General features: G+C 71.0%; 18 protein-coding genes. 9 read left to right on the top strand and 9 right to left on the bottom strand.

Annotated elements, in window-relative coordinates; genetic code table 11:
• Positions 1-33 precede the first annotated feature (33 nt).
• From OXR63_RS13295 to OXR63_RS13270, 6 genes are all read right to left on the bottom strand, one after another.
• On the bottom strand, positions 34-933 hold the full coding sequence (locus OXR63_RS13295) for a cation-transporting ATPase (protein WP_267424015.1): 900 nt from the start codon (positions 931-933) through the stop codon (positions 34-36).
• Positions 934-1,443: 510 nt separating this feature from the next.
• On the bottom strand, positions 1,444-2,712 hold the full coding sequence (locus OXR63_RS13290) for an FAD-binding protein (protein ID WP_267424013.1): 1,269 nt from the start codon (positions 2,710-2,712) through the stop codon (positions 1,444-1,446).
• 11 nt (positions 2,713-2,723) lie between these two features.
• Positions 2,724-4,253: an L-arabinose isomerase gene (gene araA, locus OXR63_RS13285; protein ID WP_267424012.1), complete on the bottom strand. Its 1,530-nt coding sequence runs from the start codon at positions 4,251-4,253 to the stop codon at positions 2,724-2,726.
• Positions 4,250-4,966: an L-ribulose-5-phosphate 4-epimerase gene (locus OXR63_RS13280; RefSeq protein ID WP_267424010.1), complete on the bottom strand. Its 717-nt coding sequence runs from the start codon at positions 4,964-4,966 to the stop codon at positions 4,250-4,252. Before OXR63_RS13280 ends, araA begins: the two co-directional genes overlap by 4 nt.
• Positions 4,963-6,696 (bottom strand): xylulokinase, encoded by a 1,734-nt coding sequence (locus OXR63_RS13275; protein ID WP_267424009.1) that lies wholly within the window; start codon positions 6,694-6,696, stop codon positions 4,963-4,965. The genes OXR63_RS13280 and OXR63_RS13275 overlap by 4 nt, the downstream gene beginning before the upstream one ends.
• Positions 6,697-7,188: 492 nt before the next feature.
• Positions 7,189-8,208: a LacI family DNA-binding transcriptional regulator gene (locus OXR63_RS13270; protein WP_267424008.1), complete on the bottom strand. Its 1,020-nt coding sequence runs from the start codon at positions 8,206-8,208 to the stop codon at positions 7,189-7,191.
• Positions 8,209-8,346: 138 nt separating this feature from the next.
• Between OXR63_RS13270 and OXR63_RS13265 the strand changes: the two genes are divergently transcribed.
• Positions 8,347-10,401 carry a glycoside hydrolase family 127 protein gene (locus OXR63_RS13265; protein ID WP_267424006.1) on the top strand — a complete coding sequence of 685 codons (2,055 nt, stop codon included), beginning with the start codon at positions 8,347-8,349 and terminating at the stop codon, positions 10,399-10,401.
• A 104-nt stretch (positions 10,402-10,505) separates the two neighbouring features.
• Here OXR63_RS13265 and OXR63_RS13260 read toward each other — a convergent pair whose 3' ends face one another.
• Positions 10,506-11,561, bottom strand: a complete 1,056-nt coding sequence (locus OXR63_RS13260) for a LacI family DNA-binding transcriptional regulator (RefSeq protein ID WP_267424004.1) — start codon at positions 11,559-11,561, stop codon at positions 10,506-10,508.
• A 187-nt stretch (positions 11,562-11,748) separates the two neighbouring features.
• Here OXR63_RS13260 and chvE point away from each other — a divergent pair, with 187 nt between their 5' ends.
• The 3 genes from chvE to mmsB all read left to right on the top strand — a co-directional run bounded on the left by chvE (position 11,749) and on the right by mmsB (position 15,755).
• On the top strand, positions 11,749-12,882 hold the full coding sequence (gene chvE, locus OXR63_RS13255; RefSeq protein ID WP_267424002.1) for a multiple monosaccharide ABC transporter substrate-binding protein: 1,134 nt from the start codon (positions 11,749-11,751) through the stop codon (positions 12,880-12,882).
• Between the two features lie 154 nt (positions 12,883-13,036).
• Complete coding sequence (mmsA, locus tag OXR63_RS13250; protein WP_267424000.1) at positions 13,037-14,599, top strand: multiple monosaccharide ABC transporter ATP-binding protein; 1,563 nt, start codon at positions 13,037-13,039, stop codon at positions 14,597-14,599.
• Positions 14,574-15,755, top strand: coding sequence for a multiple monosaccharide ABC transporter permease (mmsB, locus tag OXR63_RS13245; RefSeq protein WP_267423998.1), 1,182 nt, complete (start codon positions 14,574-14,576; stop codon positions 15,753-15,755). Before mmsA ends, mmsB begins: the two co-directional genes overlap by 26 nt.
• Before the next feature lie 110 nt (positions 15,756-15,865).
• Here the strand turns inward: mmsB and OXR63_RS13240 are convergent, their stop codons facing one another.
• Positions 15,866-17,203: an alpha-amylase family glycosyl hydrolase gene (locus tag OXR63_RS13240; RefSeq protein ID WP_267423996.1), complete on the bottom strand. Its 1,338-nt coding sequence runs from the start codon at positions 17,201-17,203 to the stop codon at positions 15,866-15,868.
• 66 nt (positions 17,204-17,269) lie between these two features.
• Here OXR63_RS13240 and OXR63_RS13235 point away from each other — a divergent pair, with 66 nt between their 5' ends.
• The 3 genes from OXR63_RS13235 (at position 17,270) to OXR63_RS13225 (ending at position 19,089) form a co-directional block, all read left to right on the top strand.
• Positions 17,270-17,668, top strand: a complete 399-nt coding sequence (locus OXR63_RS13235; RefSeq protein WP_267423995.1) for a DUF3253 domain-containing protein — start codon at positions 17,270-17,272, stop codon at positions 17,666-17,668.
• Positions 17,669-17,706: 38 nt separating this feature from the next.
• Complete coding sequence (locus tag OXR63_RS13230) at positions 17,707-18,807, top strand: SDR family oxidoreductase (RefSeq protein ID WP_267423994.1); 1,101 nt, start codon at positions 17,707-17,709, stop codon at positions 18,805-18,807.
• A gap of 105 nt (positions 18,808-18,912) precedes the next feature.
• Positions 18,913-19,089: a CsbD family protein gene (locus OXR63_RS13225; RefSeq protein WP_139200483.1), complete on the top strand. Its 177-nt coding sequence runs from the start codon at positions 18,913-18,915 to the stop codon at positions 19,087-19,089.
• Positions 19,090-19,176: 87 nt separating this feature from the next.
• Here OXR63_RS13225 and OXR63_RS13220 read toward each other — a convergent pair whose 3' ends face one another.
• Complete coding sequence (locus tag OXR63_RS13220; RefSeq protein WP_267423988.1) at positions 19,177-20,250, bottom strand: spore photoproduct lyase family protein; 1,074 nt, start codon at positions 20,248-20,250, stop codon at positions 19,177-19,179.
• Between the two features lie 45 nt (positions 20,251-20,295).
• Between OXR63_RS13220 and OXR63_RS13215 the strand changes: the two genes are divergently transcribed.
• The gene (locus tag OXR63_RS13215; RefSeq protein WP_267423987.1) at positions 20,296-20,604 is read left to right on the top strand and encodes a biopolymer transporter Tol; all 309 of its coding nucleotides are present in this window, start codon (positions 20,296-20,298) and stop codon (positions 20,602-20,604) included.
• A complete protein-coding gene (locus tag OXR63_RS13210) occupies positions 20,601-21,056 on the top strand; it encodes a hypothetical protein (protein WP_267423986.1) in 456 nt (151 codons plus the stop codon). The genes OXR63_RS13215 and OXR63_RS13210 overlap by 4 nt, the downstream gene beginning before the upstream one ends.
• Positions 21,057-21,127 lie beyond the last annotated feature (71 nt).

Below are 21,127 nucleotides of genomic sequence, written 5' to 3'. Positions count from 1 at the left end.
TCCGTCCTGTGGTGCGCTGCGCACCGGCGCAGGTCAGCGGTCGAAGAGCCCGCCGAGGAAGTCGCTGCCCAGGTTCGACGCCTGTTCGCCGAGTCCGGACGCCTGTTCGCCGAACCCGGACACGTGCTCACCCACACCGCCGAGGAGCTGCTCCCCCTCGGCCGCGAAGCCCTCGACGCCACCGCCGAGGTCAGCGAGCCCGAGGTCCCCGATGCCCGACGCGATGCCCTCGAAGTCCACGCCCAGGTCGGCGGCCCCCGCGAGGACCGGCGCAGCAGCGGCGCTGACGACCGCTCCGCCAGCGACCGCGACGGCGATCCCGCCGAGCGCCATCGCCCCGGCGCCGACCGCTGCGCCACCGGCCATCGTTCCCATGCGACCGCGGTTGCCCGTGCCGGTGCCGTTCCCGCCGCCGAGGACCCGGCGGATGAGTCCGGGGCGCCCGACCTCGCCGCGCGTCATCGCGCGAGCCATCGGGCCTGCCGAGTCGTCCTCGACGCGCTCGTGCGGCGGCAGCTCGGCGTTCATGCGCTGCAGGACCTGCTGACGCGGCTCGGGGGTGAGTCGAGCAAAGGCGTCGTGGTGGACCTGTTCGAGCTGCTCCGGCGACGAGGTGCGCAGGAGGTAGTCGTACTTCGCGAGGGCGACCTTGTCGTGATCAGCAGGGCCGGTGCTGCGCGGCCGCCCGTACTGCTGGGGCGGCTGGCCGTACTGCTGCTGCTGGCCGTGCAGCTGCGGCGGGCGCTGCTGGCCGCCGCGGTCGTCCCCAGTGAGCTTGTCCGCTGCGCTCCGCACGACGCTGCGCCAGTCCGTGCCGCCGGACTGCTGCTCGCCTGGCAGCTGCCCGCCGGAGCGCTCCCCCTGCCCACGCTGCTGCAGTTGCTTGTCGATGACCTTCGAGGCCATGCCGATGATCCGAGAGAGGTTCGCCATGAACCGACCTTTGCGTCCTCACATGTGAACGCTCAGCATCGAAGCAGTGCAGCGCCCGCAGAACCCATCCCGATCCCCTGAGAGAGGAGGCCCGCACACTGCTGATACTCCAGTATCGGTAGGCTTGTGGGCGGGGCCGTGCGATCGCCGGACCGCTGCCCCAGGGCGAACGAGTGAAGCCCGGAACTGCGACAACAGTTCCGGGCTTCGGTTCGCTCTCCGAGTGGAAAGCCAGGGGAAAAGACGCTTCCCCGAGTCACCGCTCGGGTAGAAGTGTAGCCGAGCCCGCTCGGCTCCACACCCCTGGCCGACTGCTCCTCGTGTCCACCGGCGACGACACCAGGAGGTCCTCGATGTCACACGACGACGAGCGCCGGCCCAGGCGTCAGGTCCCGTGGTTGGGGATCGCGAGCTTGCTCGTGACCCTCGCCCGCTTCCTGCACGACCTGTACCGCAGAGGTCAGTGACCGGGTGCTCCGCGCCGCAGCCAGCGGCGCGGAGCACTCCTCGTCAGCCCAGGGTGCGCTCGAGGAACCCGTTCCGGAAACGACCCTCCGGGTCGAGCGACCGGGCCAGCTCCGCGAACGCCGCCAACTGCGGGTAGGCCTCGTGCAGCCGGGCGGGCGACGCCGCGGAGACCTTCCCCCAGTGCGGCCGCGGGTCGAACGGTGCGAGCACCTCCTCGATCCGGAGCACCGCCGCTGCCACGGCCGATGCGTCCCGACGGAAGGTGAAGTGCAGCCCGACCGACTGCCGACCGGTCGAGGGCGCGAGCCAGGCGGTGTCGGCCGCGACGGTCCGGACCTCGGCGGCGATGAGCAGCGGGGCGAACAGGTCGGCGAGCGGACGCAGTGCCCGGAGCGCCGGGACCGCGAACGCCGCGGGGATGAGGTACTCGGCCTGGATCTCCGCGCCGGTGGACGGCGAGAAGGTCGAGCGGAAGTGCGGCAGGCGCTCGGACCAGGGACCGGGGACGCCGCCCTGTTCCGTGACGCTGGCGGCGTCGTTCTCGCCCGGGTGCACGGCCTCGGTGGCGCGGCGGGCGCCGAGTTCGACGAGGTCGAAGACCGGGGCAGGCTCGTCCACGCGGTGCTTCGTCCAGACCTGACGTGCGCCACGGTCGTCGAACGCCGTGAACATCGACACCGAGTAGGCGTCCGCCATCACCGCGTCGAAGTGCTCCTCGACCGCGTCCCACGGCAGGTCGAGGTGCACGGTCGTGGCGACCTCGAACGTCGGCTCGATCGCGAGCTCCAGCGCCGTGACGACGCCGAGCGCCCCGAGCGCCACACGATGGGCATCAAGGGACCCGGCCCCGGACGAAGCCGACACGTGCTCGAGCTCACCCGACGCACGCACCACGTCCAGCCCGACCACCGCCTGCGCCAGCGACGGGTTCCGCACACCGGAGCCGTGCGTGCCGGTCGCGACGGCCCCGGCCGTGGAGATGTGCGGCAGGGACGCGAGGTTCCCGAGTGCCCAGCCACGAGCCTCCAGGCCGGCGGCGACCTGCGCGTGCGTCATGCCGGCGGCGACCCGCACCGTCTGACGCGCCGTGTCGATCTCCAGCGACGGCGGCATCTCCGTCAGCGTCAGCTGGACGGCGTCGGTGTCGGCGACCTCGTTGAACGAGTGCGTCGAGCCGAGCGCCGTCAGCCGCGGGGTCGACGTGACGAGGTCCTGAACCTCACCCACCGAGGTCGGACGCAGCAGCGCCGACGCCCGGTAGGTGACGTTGCCGGCCCAGTTGGTCCGCTGCTCCGCGATCACGTCGGTCATCGTACGGCCCCTCAGAAGCCGCGGTCGAGACGGTGCCAGGTCTGCTGCCCGCGCACCTCGTCGCGGAAGCCGCGCGAGGTGGTGTGCTCGTCGATGACCAGGAACTCGGTGCCGAGCATCGTCGCGAGGTCCTCGACCACCTGCAGGCCCACGGCCGTCGTCATGACGGTGTGGTGCGCGGCGCCGGCGGTGAGCCAGGCCTCGGCTGCGACGGGGAACGACGGACGGGGCTCCCAGACGGCGCGGCCGACGGGCAGCTTCGGCAGCGCTTCGGTCGGCGGGACCACGTCGACGACGTTCGCGGTGAGGCGGAAGCCGTCGCGGGTGTCGGAGAGCGCGACCACGACGGCCTCGCCGGAGTCGGCGGTGAAGACCAGGCGCACCGGGTCGTCCTTGCCGCCGATGCCGAGCGGGTGGATCTCGAGCGTCGGCGTCGCGCTGGTCAGCGTCGGGGAGACCTCGAGCATGTGGGCGCCGAGGATCTTCTCCGCGCCCGGGGTGAGGTCGTACGTGTAGTCCTCCATGAGCGACGCGCCACCGGGCAGCCCGGCGCCGGCGACGTTCATCGCGCGGACCAGCACGGCGGTCTTCCAGTCGCCCTCGGCACCGAAGCCGTAGCCGTCGGCCATCAGGCGCTGCACGGCCAGGCCGGGGAGCTGCTTGAGCGTGCCGAGGTCCTCGAAGTTCGTGGTGAACGCGGCGGAGCCGTTCTGCTGCAGGAGGGCACGGAGGCCGAGCTCGATCGCGGCGCCGTCACGGAGCGACTGGCGCCGTTCGCCGCCGTCCTGCAGCTCCGCGACCAGGTCGTACGACGCGTCGTAGGACGCGACGAGCGCGTCCACCGCGGCGGTGTCCGCTTCGGCCGCGTCGATCGCTGCGGCCAGCTCGTTGACGGCCCAGGTGTTCACCTGCACGCCGAGCGAGATCTCGGCCTCGGTCTTGTCGCCCTCGGTGACGGCGACGTAGCGCATGTTGTCGCCGAAGCGCGTCAGCTTGAGTTCCCGGATCGCGGCGGCACCGGCCGCGGCGCGGACCCAGTTCGACACGCGCTGCTGGACGCGCTCGTCGGACACGTGGCCGATGGCCGTCGCGTGCCGGACGCCCATGCGGGCCAGTGCGTAGCCGAACTCACGGTCGCCGTGGGCGGCCTGGTTCAGGTTCATGAAGTCGAAGTCGATCTCCGACCACGGCAGCGCCACGTTCGCCTGCGTGTGCAGGTGCAGCAGCGGCTTGGTCAGGGCGTTCAGGCCGCCGATCCACATCTTCGCGGGGCTGAAGGTGTGCATCCACGCGGTGACGCCGATGACCCTGTCGTCGGCGCTGGCCTCGATGAGCGCCCGGCGGATGCCGTCGGCGTCCTTCAGCACGGGCTTCCACACGAGCTTCACCGGGAGTGCGCCGGCGAGGGTCTCGTGGACGGCGCGGCTCTGCTCCTCGACCTGGCGGAGGGTCTCCTCGCCGTACAGGCCCTGCGAGCCGGTGAGGAACCAGACCTCGTAGCCGTCGAGTGTGGCCTGGGGGTCGACGTTGTCCTGCGTCATCGCATGGCTCCTTCGGGGTTCTGTCCGTAGACGTTCTGGTAGCGATCGAAGAGTCGATCGATGTCTGCTTCCGCGATCGGGACGACCTCGCCGCCCTGCTTCGCGATGTGGACCGTGCGCGCCACGTCCTCGGCCATCACGGCGGCCTTGACGGCGTCCTTCGCGTCCTTGCCGATCGTGAACACGCCGTGGTTCTGCATCAGGACGGCGCGGGAGCGGTGCCCGGAGAGCGTCTCGACGATGCCGTGGCCGATCGAGTCGTCACCGATGATCGCGAAGGGACCGACGGGGATCGGGCCGCCGAACTCGTCCGCCATCGCGGTGATCACACACGGGATGGCCTCGGCGCGGGCAGCCCACGCGGTCGCGTAGGTGGAGTGCGTGTGCACGACGCCGCCGACCTCGGGCATGTTCCGGTAGACGTAGCCGTGCGCTGCGGTGTCGCTCGAGGGGCCGTGGGCGTTGCCCCAGCCCTCCGCGGGGACGCCGTCGAGGGTGCAGACGACCTGGTTCTCGGGCGTCAGGTCGTCGCTGGAGACCCCGCTCGGCTTGATCACGAAGAGGTCGGTGCCGGGCACGCGCTCGGAGACGTTGCCGCCGGTCCAGATGACCAGGCCGTAGCGGACCAGCTCGCCGTGCAGGGAGGCGACGCGCGCACGCGTCGCGGCCACGGCCTCCTGGGTGGTCTGGTCGTGGTGGGTCGCGTCCGTCATCGGGTCGGCTCCTTCTCGGTCTGGAGGCTCGGCTCGGCTCCGGCCGTCGTCTCGCGTTCGTCTGTGGTGGCGTCGTGCTCGCCTGTGGCGGCGGGGGTGGTGGCGGCGACCGCTGCCGCCTGCAGCGGCAGGCCGGCGCGGAAGCGCTCGAGGTAGGCGCGGAACCCGGCGACGTCGCGCTCGTCGGGGTCGGCCACGTGCACGGCGTCCCCGCCGAACACGCGCTCCGCCAGGTGGGTCGTCAGGTCGGTGTCGGCGGCGTGCTCGAGGTACGCGGCGAGCACGGCGATGCCCCATGCGCCACCTTCGCCGGCGGTCTCCTCGAGGGCGACGGGCACGCGGAGCGCTGCCGCGAGCAGGCGCTGCGGAGCGCCGGGCGTCCGGAAGAGCCCGCCGTGCGCGGTCATCCGGTCGACGCTGACGTTCTCCTCCGCCAGCACGTCCATGCCGATCGCGAGCGTCGCGAACGCACCCTGGACCTCGGCGCGGACGAGGTTGCCGAGCGTGAACGCGCTGCCGGCCCCGCGGACCAGGAGCGGACGGCCGGCCTCGACGTGCGTGACGGGCTCACCCGCCAGGTAGTTGTAGGAGAGCAGCCCGCCGGCGTCCGGGTCGGCCTGCTCTGCCTCGGCGAGGAGCGTCGCGTACACGTGGTTGATGTCGAGCGGGGTGCCGGCGGCCTCGGCGAAGCGTCCGAACACCCGGGCCCACGCGGCGATCTCGCTCGCACCGTTGTTGCAGTGCACCATCGCCACGGCGTCGCCGGCGGGCGTGGTGACGACGTCGAGCTCCTCGTGCGCCTGTGCCATCGCGCGTTCGAGGACGACCATCGCGAAGATGCTCGTGCCGACGCTGACGTTGCCGGTGCGGGGGGCGACGGCGTTCGTCGCGACCATGCCGGTGCCGGCGTCGCCCTCGGGCGGGCAGAGCGGGACGCCGGGCTCGAGGGACCCGGTCGGGTCGAGCCACGCGGCGCCCTCGGGCGTGAGCGCGCCGGCGTCCTGGCCGGCGACGAGGACCTCGGGGAACAGGGCGCGGATGCCGACGTCGACGCCGGTGCCAGTGCCGGTGCTCGTGCCGGTGCCGGTGCTCGTGCTCGTGCTCGTGCTGATCAGCTCGTCCGCCGTCGCGAGCATCGCGGCGTCGTAGTCGCGGGTCGCGGGGTCGATCGGGAACATGCCGCTCGCGTCACCGACACCGAGGACGTCGTGCCCGGTCAGGCGGTGGTGGACGTACCCGGCGAGGGTGGTGACCCGGGCGACCTCGGCGACGTGGGGCTCCTCGTCGAGGACGGCCTGGTACAGGTGTGCGACGGACCAGCGCAGCGGGATGTTGAACCCGAGGCGCTCGCTGAGGGCCTCGGCAGCGGGGCCGGTGGAGGTGTTGCGCCACGTGCGGAACGGCACGAGCAGCTCCCCCGCGGCGTCGAACGCCAGGTAGCCGTGCATCATCGCGGAGACACCGAGGGCGCGGAACGTGGTGGGGCGGACGCCGTACTGCGACTCGACGTCCTTGACGAGGTCGGCGTACGCGGCGCGGAGTCCGGTCTCGACGTCCTCGAGCGAGTAGGTCCAGCGGCCGTCGACGAAGGCGTTCTCCCACTCGTGGTCCCCGCTCGCGAGCGGGACGTGGTCCTCGTCGATGAGCACGGCCTTGATGCGGGTCGATCCGAGCTCGATCCCGAGGGTCGCGCGACCGTCCTCGATGCGCTGTCGGCGGTCGTCGCCCATGCTGTCCTCCCGAGACATCGTCGTCCGTGCACGCTGCGATGCGTGAGCGCTCACATCCTGGCACGTGAGCGCTCACTCTCGCAACGCGGCTGCGTGTCCGGGCCCGACCGCGGACGCTCGGCACGAGTTCCGCGGCCCTGCTGCCTCGCACGGTGCGAGTTCCGCCGCCCCGGGTGCCTCGCACGGTGCGAGTTCCGCCGCCCCGTGCGACCTTGCCCACCCCGTGCGGCCCCACGACCTCGCACCGAGTGCCCAACGTCGCACGGGGCCCGAGCGCGCCGAGTGGTCACGACACCCCGCACGTTGTTCGTCGACCGGTCGCTCGTCGTCGCTCCCGAGACCACCGGCCGACGACCCGTGGCCGCTCGGCGAACGTGAGCGGTGCGTCGTGACCGGTCGAGCGCCGTCCGGACCCCGGTGAGATCGCACTTCGTGTCGGCTCAACCTCGGCCGAGGCGACACGAACTGCGACCTCACCGCCGGGCGCAGCCGTCAAGCGCCGATCGTGCTGCCGCGGATGACGAGCGACGGGGTCACCACGGCCGACGCGGCGGACGAGCCCTCGATGAGGTCGAGCAGCGCCTGGCCCGCGACCCGCCCGAGCTCCTCGAGCCGCAGGTCGACCGTCGTCAGCGGCGGACGGCTCGCGAGCGCCATCACGTCCCAGTCGTCGAAGCCGGTGACGGCGACGTCCTCGGGTACGGAGCGTCCGAGCTCCCGCAGCCGATCGCACACGCCCCGCGCGATCTGGTCCGACCCGCAGACGACGGCGTCGACTTCGACGGTCCCACGCGCGAGCACGTCGACGGCCTGCCGCCCCCAGCGCTCCGACCACTCCCCGTACAGCGGCGGCGACACGAGCGCTTCCCCGAGCGCCTCGGACGCCCCGGTCACGCGGCGCGAGGCGGACCGGTGCCACGCGGGCCCGGTGACGATCGCCACGCGCCGGCGCCCGAGCGTCAGCAGGTGGGACGCGACGAGCCCGGCTCCGTGTTCGTCGTCGAGCGTGACCGAGACGTCGTCCGGGTCGGTGGACGGGGTGAAGGCGTAGACGACGGGGATGGACACGTCGATCGGCGGGCGCGGGTCGGCGGACCGCCCGGTGACGATGATGCCGTCGACCCCGCGGGAGGCGAGGGAGCGGAGGTAGTGCTCCTCGCGGACGTGGTCGTCGCGGGTGTCGCAGAGCAGGACGGCCATCCGCCCGGCCGAGAGCACGTCCTCGGCGCCGAGCAGCACGGGGATCGAGAAGCGGCCGAAGGAGTCCGTCGTGATCATTCCGACCGTGTACGAGCGACCGGACGACAGCGCTCGACCGCGGGCGTCCCCGACGAACCCGAGCTTGGCCGCGGCGTCACGGACGCGGGCACGGGTCTCCTCGCGGAGCTGCCCGGTGTCGTTGAGGGCCTTCGACGCGGTGCCGATCGACACCCCGGCGAGCGCCGCGACGTCGGTGATCCGCACGGGAGCACCGCCGGGGCGACCGGAGCGACCGGGTCGTTCGAGCGTCACGGCAATCCCCTTTCCGGTCGTCGAGCTGCCACCGCAGCATAGAACGCGATGAGGAAGACCCCTTGCACGCCGCCGGATCGTGTCGTAGCGTCACGGTGCAGAAACCGTTTTCCGACATCGTCGTCACCAGGAGCTGTCATGACCACCACGCTCGCCACCGACAGCCGCGTGCGCACCGCGACCCCGGTCCTCCCGACCGCCGCCGCGCACCTGACGTACCGCCCACTCGGCACCGGAACCGGAGCCGGCACAGCGACCGCAACCGGTACCACAGCCGGAACCGGCACCGCCACGCCGCGCATCACCGGCGGCTTCTGGCACCTCCGCCAGGAGCGCAACGGCCGCGACGCCGTCCGCGACGGCTACCGCCAGCTCGACACCGCCGGCAACTTCCGGAACCTCCGCATCGCCGCGGGGACGGAGCAGGGCGAGGTCGTCGGCCCGATCTTCATGGACTCCGACGTGTACAAGTGGCTCGAGGCCGTGGCGTGGGAGCTCGGCCGCGAACCCGCCGAGGACCTCCGCGACCTGCAGCGCGAGGTCACCGCGCTCGTCGCCGCCGCCCAGGCCGAGGACGGCTACCTCGACTCCGTGCAGCAGGTGCGCGGGAAGGGCGAGCGGTACACGGACCTCAAGTGGAGCCACGAGATGTACTGCGCCGGCCACCTCATGCAGGCAGCGGTCGCGCAGTCCCGGGCGACGGGCGACACCGGCCTGCTCGAGGTCGCCGTCAGGAACGCGGACCACCTCGTGCGGACGTTCGGTGACGGCACCGCGCCGGACGGCACGCCCAGGAAGCACGACATCGACGGCCACCCGGTCGTCGAGATGGGCCTGGTCGAGCTGTACCGCGAGACCGGCACCCGCGCCTACCTCGACCTGGCGCACTGGTTCGTCGACGCCCGCGGGCAGGGCATCATCGAGCGCGCCGGCGGCGAACCGACCTACTTCTCCGACCGCGTCCCGGCGCGCACCGCCACCACGGTCGAGGGCCACGCGGTCCGCGCCGTGTACCTCGCCGCGGGTGCCGTCGACGTCGCGATCGAGACCGGTGACACCGAGCTCCTGGCCGCGAGCGAGCGCCAGTTCGCCGACATGATGGCGACGAAGGCGTTCATCACCGGCGGCCTCGGCGCGCGCTGGGACTGGGAGGCCTTCGGCGACCCGTACGAGCTCCCGACCGACCGCGGCTACGCCGAGACCTGCGCCGCGATCGGCGGCGTGCAGTGGGCATGGCGCCTGCTCCTGGCGACGGGGAAGCCCGAGTACGCCGACGCGATCGAGCGCCTGCTCTACAACGCGTTCCTGCCCGGGGTGAGCCTGGCGGGCACGGAGTACTTCTACGTCAACCCGCTGCAGCACCGCGACGCCGCACTCGCCGACGAGAACCGCTCCCCCGCCCACGGCCGCCGCGGCTGGTTCGACTGCGCCTGCTGCCCGCCGAACATCATGCGGACGTTCGCGAGCCTGGACGGCTACCTCGCCACCGCGACCGACGGCGGGCTCCAGGTGCACCAGTACGCCACCGCGGACCTCGGCCCGGTGTCCATCGAGACCGGGTACCCGCACGACGGCCGCGTACTGGTCACGGTGACCCAGGACGGTCCCCTCGCCCTGGGGCTGCGGATCCCGGCGTGGTCGGACACGACGACGGTCACGGTCGACGGCACCGAGGCCCACCCGACCGCCGGTTCCCTGCACACGATCGAGCGCGAGTGGCACGCCGGCGACACGGTCGAGCTCGCCTTCGACACCACGCCCCACCGGTTCGTGGCGGACGCCCGCATCGATGCCGCCCGCGGTCAGGTCGCGATCGAACGCGGCCCCCTCGTCTACGCCGTCGAGCAGCCCGACCAGGACGGCTTCACGGTCGACGACCTGACGGTCGACGCCGACGCGGTGATCACCGAGGACCCTCGCGAGGACCTCCTCGACGGCATCGTCACCCTGCGCGTCCCGGCCCACGCCCCGACGCGGCACGAGCAGGCAGCGTGGCCGTACCGCCGTCTCGACGCCGCGAGCCAGCCGGGAGGCTCGGGTGCGGCCCGTGCCGCGACCAGCGTTGACGACGGGACCGGTGACGGCGGGGCCGCGCCGAGCCTCCAGGCCGTCAACGCGGTCGCGATCCCGTACTACGCCTGGGCCAACCGCGGTGCGGTCCCGATGCGCGTCTGGCTGCCGCTCGGCCGCTGAGCGCTCACGTGCGAGGTTGCCCACCCGGTGCCCGGTCACGAGCCCGCACCGGGTGCGCAACCTCGCACCACGGCACAGAAGCCGCACCACCCGCACCACCCGCCTCAGGCGCTCCGGCGCACCACCAGCTGCGGCTGGATGAGCGTGCCGTCGAGCGGCCGGCCCTCGACCAGCGACCGCACCGAGGCGAGCACCCGCTCCCCCATCGCCATGAAGTCCTGCCGGATGGTGGTCAGCGGCGGGGTGAAGTGCTCGGCCTCGGGGATGTCGTCGAAGCCGAGCACGGCGATGTCGTCCGGCACGCGGAGCCCGTCGTCCGCGAAGGCGTGCAGGACCCCGAGCGCCATCTGGTCGTTCCCGCAGAAGACCGCGTCCACCGCCGTCGCGTCGATCATCCGCCCGGCCGCGAAGCCGCTCGCCGGGGTCCAGTCGCCGTCGAGCACGACGGGCTCGAGCCCGGCCTCGAGCATCAGCCGCGTGTAGGTGGTCCGGCGCACCTCGGACTCCTGCGAGACGGAGGGGCCCGAGATGTGCACGATGCGCCGGTGCCCGCGGCCGAACAGGTGCTGCATCGCCAGGGTCGTGCCGACGACCTGGTCGATCGCCACGGCTGCGACGCTCGGCAGGAGCTGTTCGGCGCGCGATGCCGCCGGGATCGCGTCCCGCTGCATCGCGTTCGAGACCACGACGGGCACGGTCACCGGCACCGTCAGCGACGCGAGGGCGTCGAGCACGCGGTTGTCGGCGGCGACGAGCACGACCGCGGCGACGTCCTGCGCGAGCAGGCTGACGAGCGCGCCGGACAGGTCGGCGGGCCGCGGGTCGTCCGGCAGCGTGGAGAGCAGCACGTGGTAGCCGGCGGTGCGGGCCGCGCGCTCGAACCCGATCGCGGTGCTCGACGGCCCGTAGAGCGCATCCCCCGCCGTCACCAGTCCGAGGGCCTTGCTCCGACCGCCGGCGAGGGCACGAGCAGCGGCGCGCGGACGGTAGCCGAGCTCCCCGATGGCCGTCGTGACCCGGGAGCGGAAGTGGTCGCGCACCGTTGGGTCCCCGTTGATCACGCGGGAGACGGTCTGGTGGGAGACCCCCGCGCGCTCGGCGACGTCGAAGATGGTGGGGGCCTTGCGCCCCTTGCCGTTCGTCGTCGATGCGGTCGTCACGTGCACACCGTACCGCTCGGTGGGAGAACCGCACGGCCCGCACGAAACGGCTGAGCGAGTTGACACGGCGTCGTGGGCAGCCCAAGATGTGAGCGCTCACTCAGAGCATCACACTCCGACACCGGCACAGCAGCCGAGGTCACACAGCTCACGTCGACGTCGACGTGGCGGGAACAGAGGTACTTCGATGATGAAGCGCAGGATCGTCGCGGGCGTCGCAGCCCTCGGCATCGCCATCGCACTCGCCGGCTGCTCGGCCGGCGGTCGCGCCTCCTCCGACGGTGGCGGCAGCGGCAGCACCGACAACAAGGGCGCCCTCGTGGGCGTCGCCATGCCGACCAAGGTCTCCGAGCGGTGGATCAAGGACGGCAACGCCGTCAAGTCCGACCTCGAGAAGGCCGGCTACAAGGTCGACCTGGAGTACGCGGACAACAAGATCCCGCAGCAGGTCCAGCAGGTCAGCAACATGATCACCAAGGGCGCGAAGGTCCTCATCGTCGCGTCCATCGACGGTGGTTCGCTCTCCGACCAGCTCGACGCCGCCGCCAAGGCCGGCATCAAGGTGATCTCCTACGACCGCCTGCTCACGGGCAACAAGAACGTCGACTACTACGTGTCGTTCGACAACGAGAAGGTCGGCGTCGACCAGGCCACCTCGCTGCTCACCGGTCTCGGTGTGCTCGACGCGGACGGCAAGAAGACCGGCAAGAAGGGCCCCTTCAACATCGAGGTCTTCGCCGGTTCGCCCGACGACAACAACGCCACGTTCTTCTTCAACGGCGCGATGAAGACCCTCAAGCCGTACATCGAGGACGGCACCATCAAGATCGGCTCCGGCCAGGACGGCTTCACGCAGGCCGCCACGCTGCAGTGGGACCCGGCGACCGCCAAGTCCCGCATGCAGAACCTCGTCGCGAAGTCGTACTCCGGCGGCACCACGCTGAACGGCGTGCTCTCCCCGTACGACGGCATGTCGATCGGCATCATCTCGGCACTGCAGGGCGCCGGCTACGGCACCTCGAGCCGTCCGCTCCCGACCATCACCGGTCAGGACGCCGAGGCCGCCAGCGTCAAGTCGATCATCGCTGACCAGCAGTACTCGACCATCTACAAGGACACGCGTCAGCTGGCCGAGAAGTCGGCGAGCATGGCCGAGGACCTGCTCTCGGGCAAGAAGCCCGAGGTCAACGACACGAAGACCTACGACAACAAGGTGAAGGTCGTCCCGACCTTCCTCTTCCAGCCGACGGTCGTCACCAAGGACAACTACAAGAAGGTCCTCGTCGACTCGGGCTACTACACGGACGCCGACCTCAAGTAGGTCCTGCTCCACTCCGGACAGGAGGCGCGGTGCCACACCGCCCCGCGCCTCCCGCCCGCCCCACTTCCAGAACGGGAGGCGCGGTGCCAGACCGCACCGCGCCTCCCGCTCGTCTCACCACGCGCGCTCGCGCGCACAACGGAAGGCAGTCCACGTGACGGACACCATCCTCGAGATGCGGGACATCACCAAGACGTTCCCCGGCGTCAAGGCCCTGCAGGGCGTCTCCATCGAGGTCGAACGCGGCCAGGTCCACGCGATCTGCGGCGAGAACGGCGCGGGCAAGTCCACGCTGATGAAGGTGCTGTCCGGGGTCTACCCGGCCGGGTCCTTCGAGGGCGAGATCCTGCTCGACGGCAAGCCCGTCAGGTTCGCGAACATCAACGACTCCGAAGAAGCCGGCGTCGTGATCATCCACCAGGAGCTCGCGCTCAGCCCGTTCCTGTCGATCGCCGAGAACATCTTCCTCGGCAACGAGCGGTCCAAGGGCGGCTTCATCGACTGGAACAAGACGAACCTGGCGGCCGCCGAGCTCCTGCAGCGCGTCGGCCTCAAGGACAACCCGATCACGAAGATCGTGGACATCGGCGTCGGCAAGCAGCAGCTCGTGGAGATCGCGAAGGCCCTGTCGAAGAAGGTCAAGCTCCTCATCCTCGACGAGCCGACCGCGGCCCTGAACGACGACGACTCGGCGCACCTGCTCGAACTGATCCGCTCGCTGCAGGCCGAGGGCATGACGGCGATCATCATCAGCCACAAGCTCAACGAGATCAAGGCGATCGCCGACAAGGTGACGATCATCCGCGACGGGCAGACGATCGAGACGCTCGACATGCACGCGGACGACATCTCCGAGAACCGGATCATCCGGGGCATGGTCGGTCGCGACCTGTCGACCCGCTACCCGGAGCACGAGTCGACCATCGGCGAGGAGCTCCTGCGGATCGAGGACTGGACCGTCCACCACCCGCTCGACGGCTCGCGCGAGATCATCCACCAGGCGAACCTCAACGTCCGCGCCGGTGAGATCGTCGGCATCGCGGGCCTGATGGGCGCCGGACGGACCGAGCTCGCGATGAGCGTCTTCGGGCACTCGTACGGCACCGGCATCTCCGGCACCGTCTACAAGCGCGGCGTCCCGATCAAGACGAACACGGTGACCGCGGCGATCGACAACGGCATCGCCTACGCCACCGAGGACCGCAAGCGCTACGGCCTGAACCTGCTCGACGACATCAAGCGGAACGTCTCCGGCTCGGCACTCGGCAAGCTCGCCAAGTGGGGCTTCGTGAACGGCTCCGAGGAGACCACCGTCGCACGGCAGTTCCTCAAGAACATGAACATCAAGGCACCGACCGTCAACGCGGTCACGGGGAAGCTCTCCGGTGGCAACCAGCAGAAGGTCGTCCTGTCGAAGTGGATGTACGCCGACCCCGACGTGCTCATCCTCGACGAGCCCACCCGCGGCATCGACGTCGGCGCCAAGTACGAGATCTACACGATCATCAACGCGCTCGCGGACCAGGGGAAGGGGATCATCGTGATCTCCTCGGAACTCCCCGAGCTGCTCGGCATCTGCGACCGCATCTACACCCTGTCCGAGGGTCGCATCACGGCGGACGTCCCCCGCTCCGAGGCGACGCCGGAGACCCTCATGCAGTACATGACCCAGGAACGGGAGACCCCAGTCAATGAACGCGCTCAAGTCCGCAGCTAGTTACCTCACCGGGCAGCTCCGGCAGATCGGCCTGTTCATCGCGCTGATCGTCATCGTCATCTTCTTCCAGGTGACGACCGGCGGGATCACCCTCGCCCCGATCAACGTCTCGAACCTGGTCGTCCAGAACAGCTACATCCTGATCCTCGCCATCGGCATGGTGATGGTCATCATCGCCGGCCACATCGACCTGTCGGTCGGTTCCGTCGTCGCCTTCACCGGCGCGATGGCCGGCGTGATGATCACCCAGTGGCACGTGCCGTGGCCGATCGCGGTCGTCCTCTGCCTGGTCATCGGCGCCCTCGTCGGCGCCTGGCAGGGCTTCTGGATCGCCTACTTCGGGATCCCGGCGTTCATCGTGACGCTGGCGGGCATGCTCGCGTTCCGTGGTGCGGCCCAGATCGCCCTGCAGAACCAGCAGATCTCGCCGTTCCCGGAGGGCTTCCGCTCGCTCGGCTCCGGCTTCCTGCCGGCGTTCGGCAGCTCGGGCTACGAGCCGCTGACGATGATCCTCGGCTTCGCGGCCGCCGCGATCCTGGTCGTCACCGCGTTCCGTGGCCGTGCCACCCGCCGCAAGTACCAGCTCGAGGACGAGCCCTTCGCCTGGTTCATGACGAAGCTCGTCTTCACCGTCGCGCTGGTCCTGTACGTCGCACTGCTCCTCGCCAGCTACAACGGCACCCCGATCGTGCTCGTCATCCTCGGCGTGCTCGTGGTCGTGTACTCGCTCGTCATGCGCAGCGCGGTGTTCGGTCGCCACATCTACGCCATCGGTGGCAACGCCCTCGCGGCGCAGCTGTCCGGCGTGAAGACGAAGCGCGTCACGTTCCTGCTCTTCGTCAACATGGGTGTCATCTCGGCCCTGGCCGGCGTGGTCTTCACCGGCCAGCTGAACCTCGCCTCGCCGAGCGCGGGCAACGGCTTCGAGCTCGACGCCATCGCCGCCGTGTTCATCGGTGGCGCAGCCGTCACCGGCGGCATCGGCACCGTGCCGGGCGCCATCGTCGGTGGTCTCATCATCGGCATCCTGAACAACGGCATGTCGATCCTCGGTGTCGGCACCGAGTTCCAGTCCCTCATCAAGGGCCTGGTGCTGCTCGCCGCCGTCGCGTTCGACGTGTTCAACAAGCGCCGGGCGGCGTCCGCCCGGAAGTAGGGCGCACCGCGCGGCGCGCGTAGCGCGCTGGACCGAGACTCGGGCCGGCGGACACTCTGCGGGTCCTGGACCCGCGGAACTGTCCGCCGGCCCGAGTCTCGTTGGCCCTGTCAGCTGGTCAGGACGGCCCAGCCCGCGGCCGGGAGGCTCAGGGTGCCGCCCCGCAGGTCGCCTGCGCCCGCCTCGACCCGGGTCGCGTCGGCCGCGGGTACCTCGACAGGTTCCTCGGCCAGGTTCAGGGCGGTCACCACCGCGTCGTCCCCGGTCGCCGTCCGCAGCACGACGACGGTGTTCTCCAGGTGCACGACGTCGGTGTGCGCCCGGTGCAGCCAGGGGTGCCGACGGCGGAGGGCGATGAGCGCCTCGTACGTGTGGGTCAGCGCCGTCGGCTCCGGGGGCGTCGGCGGGAACTCCGGTCGGACGGCGTCGTCGCCACCCAGGCGCTCCTCCTTCTCCCCGGTCCACCCGTACTCGTCGCCCGCCCACACGCTCGGGGTGCCGGCGACGGTGAACAGCACCGCGGCCGCGTGCGGCGCGAACCGCTCCCCCACCGCGCTGGCGATGCGGGTCACGTCGTGGTTGCCGATGAACGTGCTCGGGGCCGACGTCGCGAGCAGTGCGTCGTGGCGTTCGATCGCGTGCGCCAGCTCGAAGCAGTTCCGGTCGGCGATCCCGTGCCACACCGCCTGCCACAGCTCGTACTGCGTGGTCGAGTCCATCGTCGACTCGGTGACGATCGCGGCCGTGTCGCCGTGGATGACCTCGCCGGTGAACCACGCGTCCGGGAACCGCTCCCGCACGCGCGGCAGCACCCGCGCCCAGAACGCCGACGGCACCGCGTAGGCCGCGTCGAGCCGCCACCCGTCCACGCCACGCTCCAGCCAGTGGGTCATCACGTCGACGACGAGGTCCTCGGTCGCCTGGGCGGAGTGGTCGAGCGCCACGAGGATGTCGTGGCCCTCGAACAGTCCGACCGGTACCGGGTCGCCGGGGTTCCAGCCGGTCCAGTCGATGCCGAACAGCGGTGCGGACGCCGCGCCGGGTCCGTCGGTCTCGAGCGCCCGGAACGCGGGGTGCTCACGGCCGACGTGGTTGAAGACGCCGTCGAGCACCACCCGGATGCCGCGCCCGTGCGCCGCGGCCACGAGCGCGTCGAAGTCGGTGTCGTCGCCGAGGCGCGGGTCGATCCGCAGGTGGTCGACCGTGTCGTACCCGTGCGTGCTGCTCGCGAAGACCGGCCCGAGGAGCAGCCCGTTCAGGCCGAGGTCGACGACGTGGTCGAGCCAGCCGGTGACCCGGTCGAGGCGGTGCTCCACCGGCCGGTCGCCGACGGGCGTCTCGGGGCGGACCTCGGCGCCGACGAAGCCGAGCGGGTAGACGTGCCACCACAGCACGTGCTCGACCCAGGCGGGCTCGGACGGTCGGGCGGGGGCGCTGTCGGGAGTCACTGCTCCGATGCTGCCAGCTCGGCGTCGGCTGGGTACGGGACTGCGCTTCCGGACGATGATGGTCGCATGGGACGAGCGATCCGCACCGAGGACGACGCACGCCGGGTCGAGGCGGCACAGGCCGAGCGGACGTGTGCGTCCTGCGGGCGTCGGATGCCGGAGTCGGCGTCACCCGATGCGAAGTGGTGCTCGGACGCCTGCCGTCGGCACAAGCTCGACGACACCGACCGGACGCTCGAGCGCACCATCGACGAACTGCTGGACGCCCGGGCACTGACCTCGAGCATCTGCCCCTCCGACGCCGCGCGGGCGATCGGTGGCGAGGACTGGCGCGACCTCATGGAACCCGCCCGTCGCGCCGCACGGCGGATGGTCGCCAGGGGCGAGGTCGAGATCACCCAGGGCGGGAACGTCATCGACCCCTCGACCGCCAAGGGCCCGATCCGCATCCGCCGTCCACGCTGAGGGAACACCCTCGTGACGACAGGTGTTGGCTACCAGCGATGACTCCCGACGGAACCACCACACAGTCCACCGACCAGCGCAGCGCCCTCGTCGTGGGTGCCAGCGGCATCACCGGCTCCTCCCTCGTCGAGCGCCTGACCCAGGACGGGTGGGCGGTGAGCGCACTCTCCCGTCGCGCCGGCACCCGCGACGGCGTCCGTGGCATCGCCGCCGACCTCCGCGACCCCGAGGGGCTCCGCAGCGCACTCGCTGACGAACGACCCACGCACGTGTTCTTCACCGCCTGGCAGCGACAGGCGACCGAGGCCGAGAACATCGCCGTCAACAGTGCGATGGTGCGCGACCTGCTCGCCGCCCTCGACCACGCGCCGCTCGCCCACGTCGCCCTGGTGACCGGGCTGAAGCACTACCTCGGCCCGTTCGAGGCGTACGCCGCGGGCGAGATGCCCGACACCCCCTTCCACGAGGAGGAACCGCGGCTGGACACCCCGAACTTCTACTACGCGCAGGAGGACGAGCTCTTCGCCGCCGCCGAGCGTCAGGGCTTCACGTGGTCCGTGCACCGCTCCCACACGGTGATCGGCCACGCGGTCGGCAACGCGATGAACATGGGCCTGACCCTCGCGGTGCAGGCGACGCTGGCCAAGGAGCTCGACCTGGACTTCGTCTTCCCCGGCAGCGAGGCCCAGTGGAACGGCCTCACCGACATGACCGACGCCGGTCTGCTCGCCGAGCACATGGTGTGGGCGGCGACCTCGCCCGAGGGAGCCGACGAGCCGTTCAACATCGTCAACGGTGACGTCTTCCGCTGGCGCTGGATGTGGCCGCGGCTCGCCGCACACCTCGGGGTCGACCCGGCGCGCGTCGTCGGGTTCTCCGGGGAGGCCCGACCGCTCGAGCAGCAGATGGCCCCGTACGAGGCGGCCTGGGCAGGCATCGCCGAGCGGCACGGACTCGTCGAGCCGGACATCGCCCGCGTCGCGTCGTGGTGGCACACCGACGCCGACCTGGGCCGCGCGATGGAGGTCGTCACCGACATGGGCAAGAGCCGCGACGCCGGGTTCACGGGCTACCGACGCACCGAACAGGCCTTCGCCGACCTGTTCGCGCGCTACCGCGCAGACCGGATGATCCCCTGATCAGCCGCACCTGGCCCGCCGCAGTGAACGGGGTACAGAGGCGTCCGTACTGTCGGTGACACACCGCCGGGACCACCGGTGATGCCCCCACCGGAAGGAATCACCATGTCGCTCGGAGACAAGGCCAAGGACGCCACCCAGAAGATCGTCGGCAAGGTCGAGGAGACCGTCGGCGAGCACACCGACGACCAGGAGCTGCACGCCCAGGGCAAGAAGGACCAGCACATGGGCGAGGCGCGCATGGAGACCGAGAAGGCCAAGGACGCCGTCGACGGCAAGTGAGCACCTGCTCCTGAACACGTGAACGGCTCGGCATCCACGGATGCCGAGCCGTTCGTGGTTGCAGTTCGTGCCCTCGGATTCGTGCGGTCAGAAGGCGTAGCGGATCCGGCAGGACGGCAGGTGCTCGGCGACGAGCTCGCGGAACCGCTCGACGAGCTGCCCCTTCATGCCCGAGCGGTACCGGACGTTGACGGCACCGTTCTGCGACACCTTCTGCTCCTGCAGGTCCGGACGCCAGAGCAGGTCCTCGGCCTTCGGGTGCCAGCCGAGGTTGACCTGGTGCAGGGGCTCGTTGTGCGTGAGGAAGATGACCTCCGACGCGAGCTGCGCCTTCGCCCGCGGGGAGAGCACGTCGTCGACCTGACGCAGCAGCTCCGCCCAGTCGGACTCCCACGTCGGCGTGAGGATCACGGGCGAGAAGTTGAGGTGGACCTCGTACCCGGCGTCGACGAAGTCGTTCACCGCGGCGATCCGCTCGGCGATCGGGGAGGTCCGGATGTCGGTGACCTTCGCCGTCTCGTGCGGCATGAGCGAGAACCGGATGCGCGTGCGCCCCATCGGGTCCCAGTCGAGCAGGTCGCGGTTGACGTACTTCGTCGCGAAGGACGCCTTCGCCGTCGGGGTCATCCGGAACAGGTCGCAGAGGTCGCGCACGTTGTCGCTGATCATCGCGTCGACGGAGCAGTCGCTGTTCTCGCCGATGTCGTAGACCCAGGCGTCCGGATCGCACTGGTTCGGCTCGGTCTTCTGCCCCCGCTTCTGGACGTTCCGCGCGATGTGCTTCGTGATCTGCTCGATGTTCGCGAACACCGTGACGGGGTTGCTGTAGCCCTTGCGGCGCGGGACGTAGCAGTACGCGCACGCCATCGCGCAGCCGTTGGCCGTCGACGGCGCGATGAAGTCCGCCGAGCGGCCGTTCGGCCGGGTGACGAGCGACTTCTTCACGCCGAGCACCAGCGCCTCCGTCTTGATCCGGACCCAGCGCGAGACGTTGCGCTCGTCGCCGTGGACCTCGGGGATGTTCCAGTGCGACTCGACGGGGACGACCTCGGCGTCGGGCCACCTGGCGACGACCTCGGCCCCACGGGGCAGCTCGAGCGCCGCGGGTTCGGCGTAGATGCGGTGGACGTCGAGCATCGGGCGCACGCGGGGTTCTGTCATCGTTCCCTGTCTACCGGGCACCACCGACGGTGCAGACTCGGACGCATGAGCGAGCCGGACGAGCACTTCTTCGTCGTCGACGGCCGACGCTGGCGCCGCACGGACCCCGCCGTTCCCGAGGAGATCGCCGCGGCCCTCCGGTCGCACCTCGGGCGTGGGCGGAACGCGGTCAAGCAGGCGAAGCGCGCGGGCGACGACGCGGCGCTCGAGGCCGCCCGGCACCGGAACGGCCTGGCCAAGCACGGCCTCGGCGAACGCGGTCCGGTGTGGTGGGAGCGCCCGGAGGCCGACCGCGTCGCCGACGCGGAGCGCGCCCGCGCCGAGCTCGACGCCCTCGAGGACGGCACCGCGTGACGACCACGATCCGCCCGCCGAAGCTCGACCGTGTGATCAACGTGATCGTGATGGGCCCGGTGTTCATCGGCACCGGGGTCACGATCGCCCTCGCTGCGACGTCCCCGGACGCGTCGGCGCGGGTGTTCCTCGTCGTCCTCGGCGCGGTCTTCGTCGCGACGGGGATCTGGCTCACGAGCCGCCTGCCACGGGTCGCGGTCCACCTCACCGACGACGCGCTCCGGTACGACGGCTTCCTCGTCTCCTGGACGCTTCCCCGATCAGGCATCACCGCCGTGCTCGACGACGCCTGGGTCGAGTGGCGAGACACCGCCGGGCGGGAACGCCGTCGTCAGATCGGGCTGCTCACGCGGGCCTGGGAGGACGACGGCACGAAGTTCGCACCGTACTGGCGCTGGCGTCGGGAGGCGCTGCTGCGGGTCCGGGAGTGGGTAACCGGTCCCGACGCCTGACCCCGGGCCGCGCGGTCCTTCCCATGACGCCCGCGATGGGGAGCGGGAACGCGCGTAGGAGGTCGGAACGA

It is taken from the genome of Curtobacterium sp. GC_Cur_3, from assembly GCF_026544205.1.
Taxonomy (GTDB): domain Bacteria; phylum Actinomycetota; class Actinomycetes; order Actinomycetales; family Microbacteriaceae; genus Curtobacterium.
The sequence above is the reverse complement of the archived record's forward strand: the minus strand, read 5'-3'. Positions and strand labels throughout refer to the sequence as shown.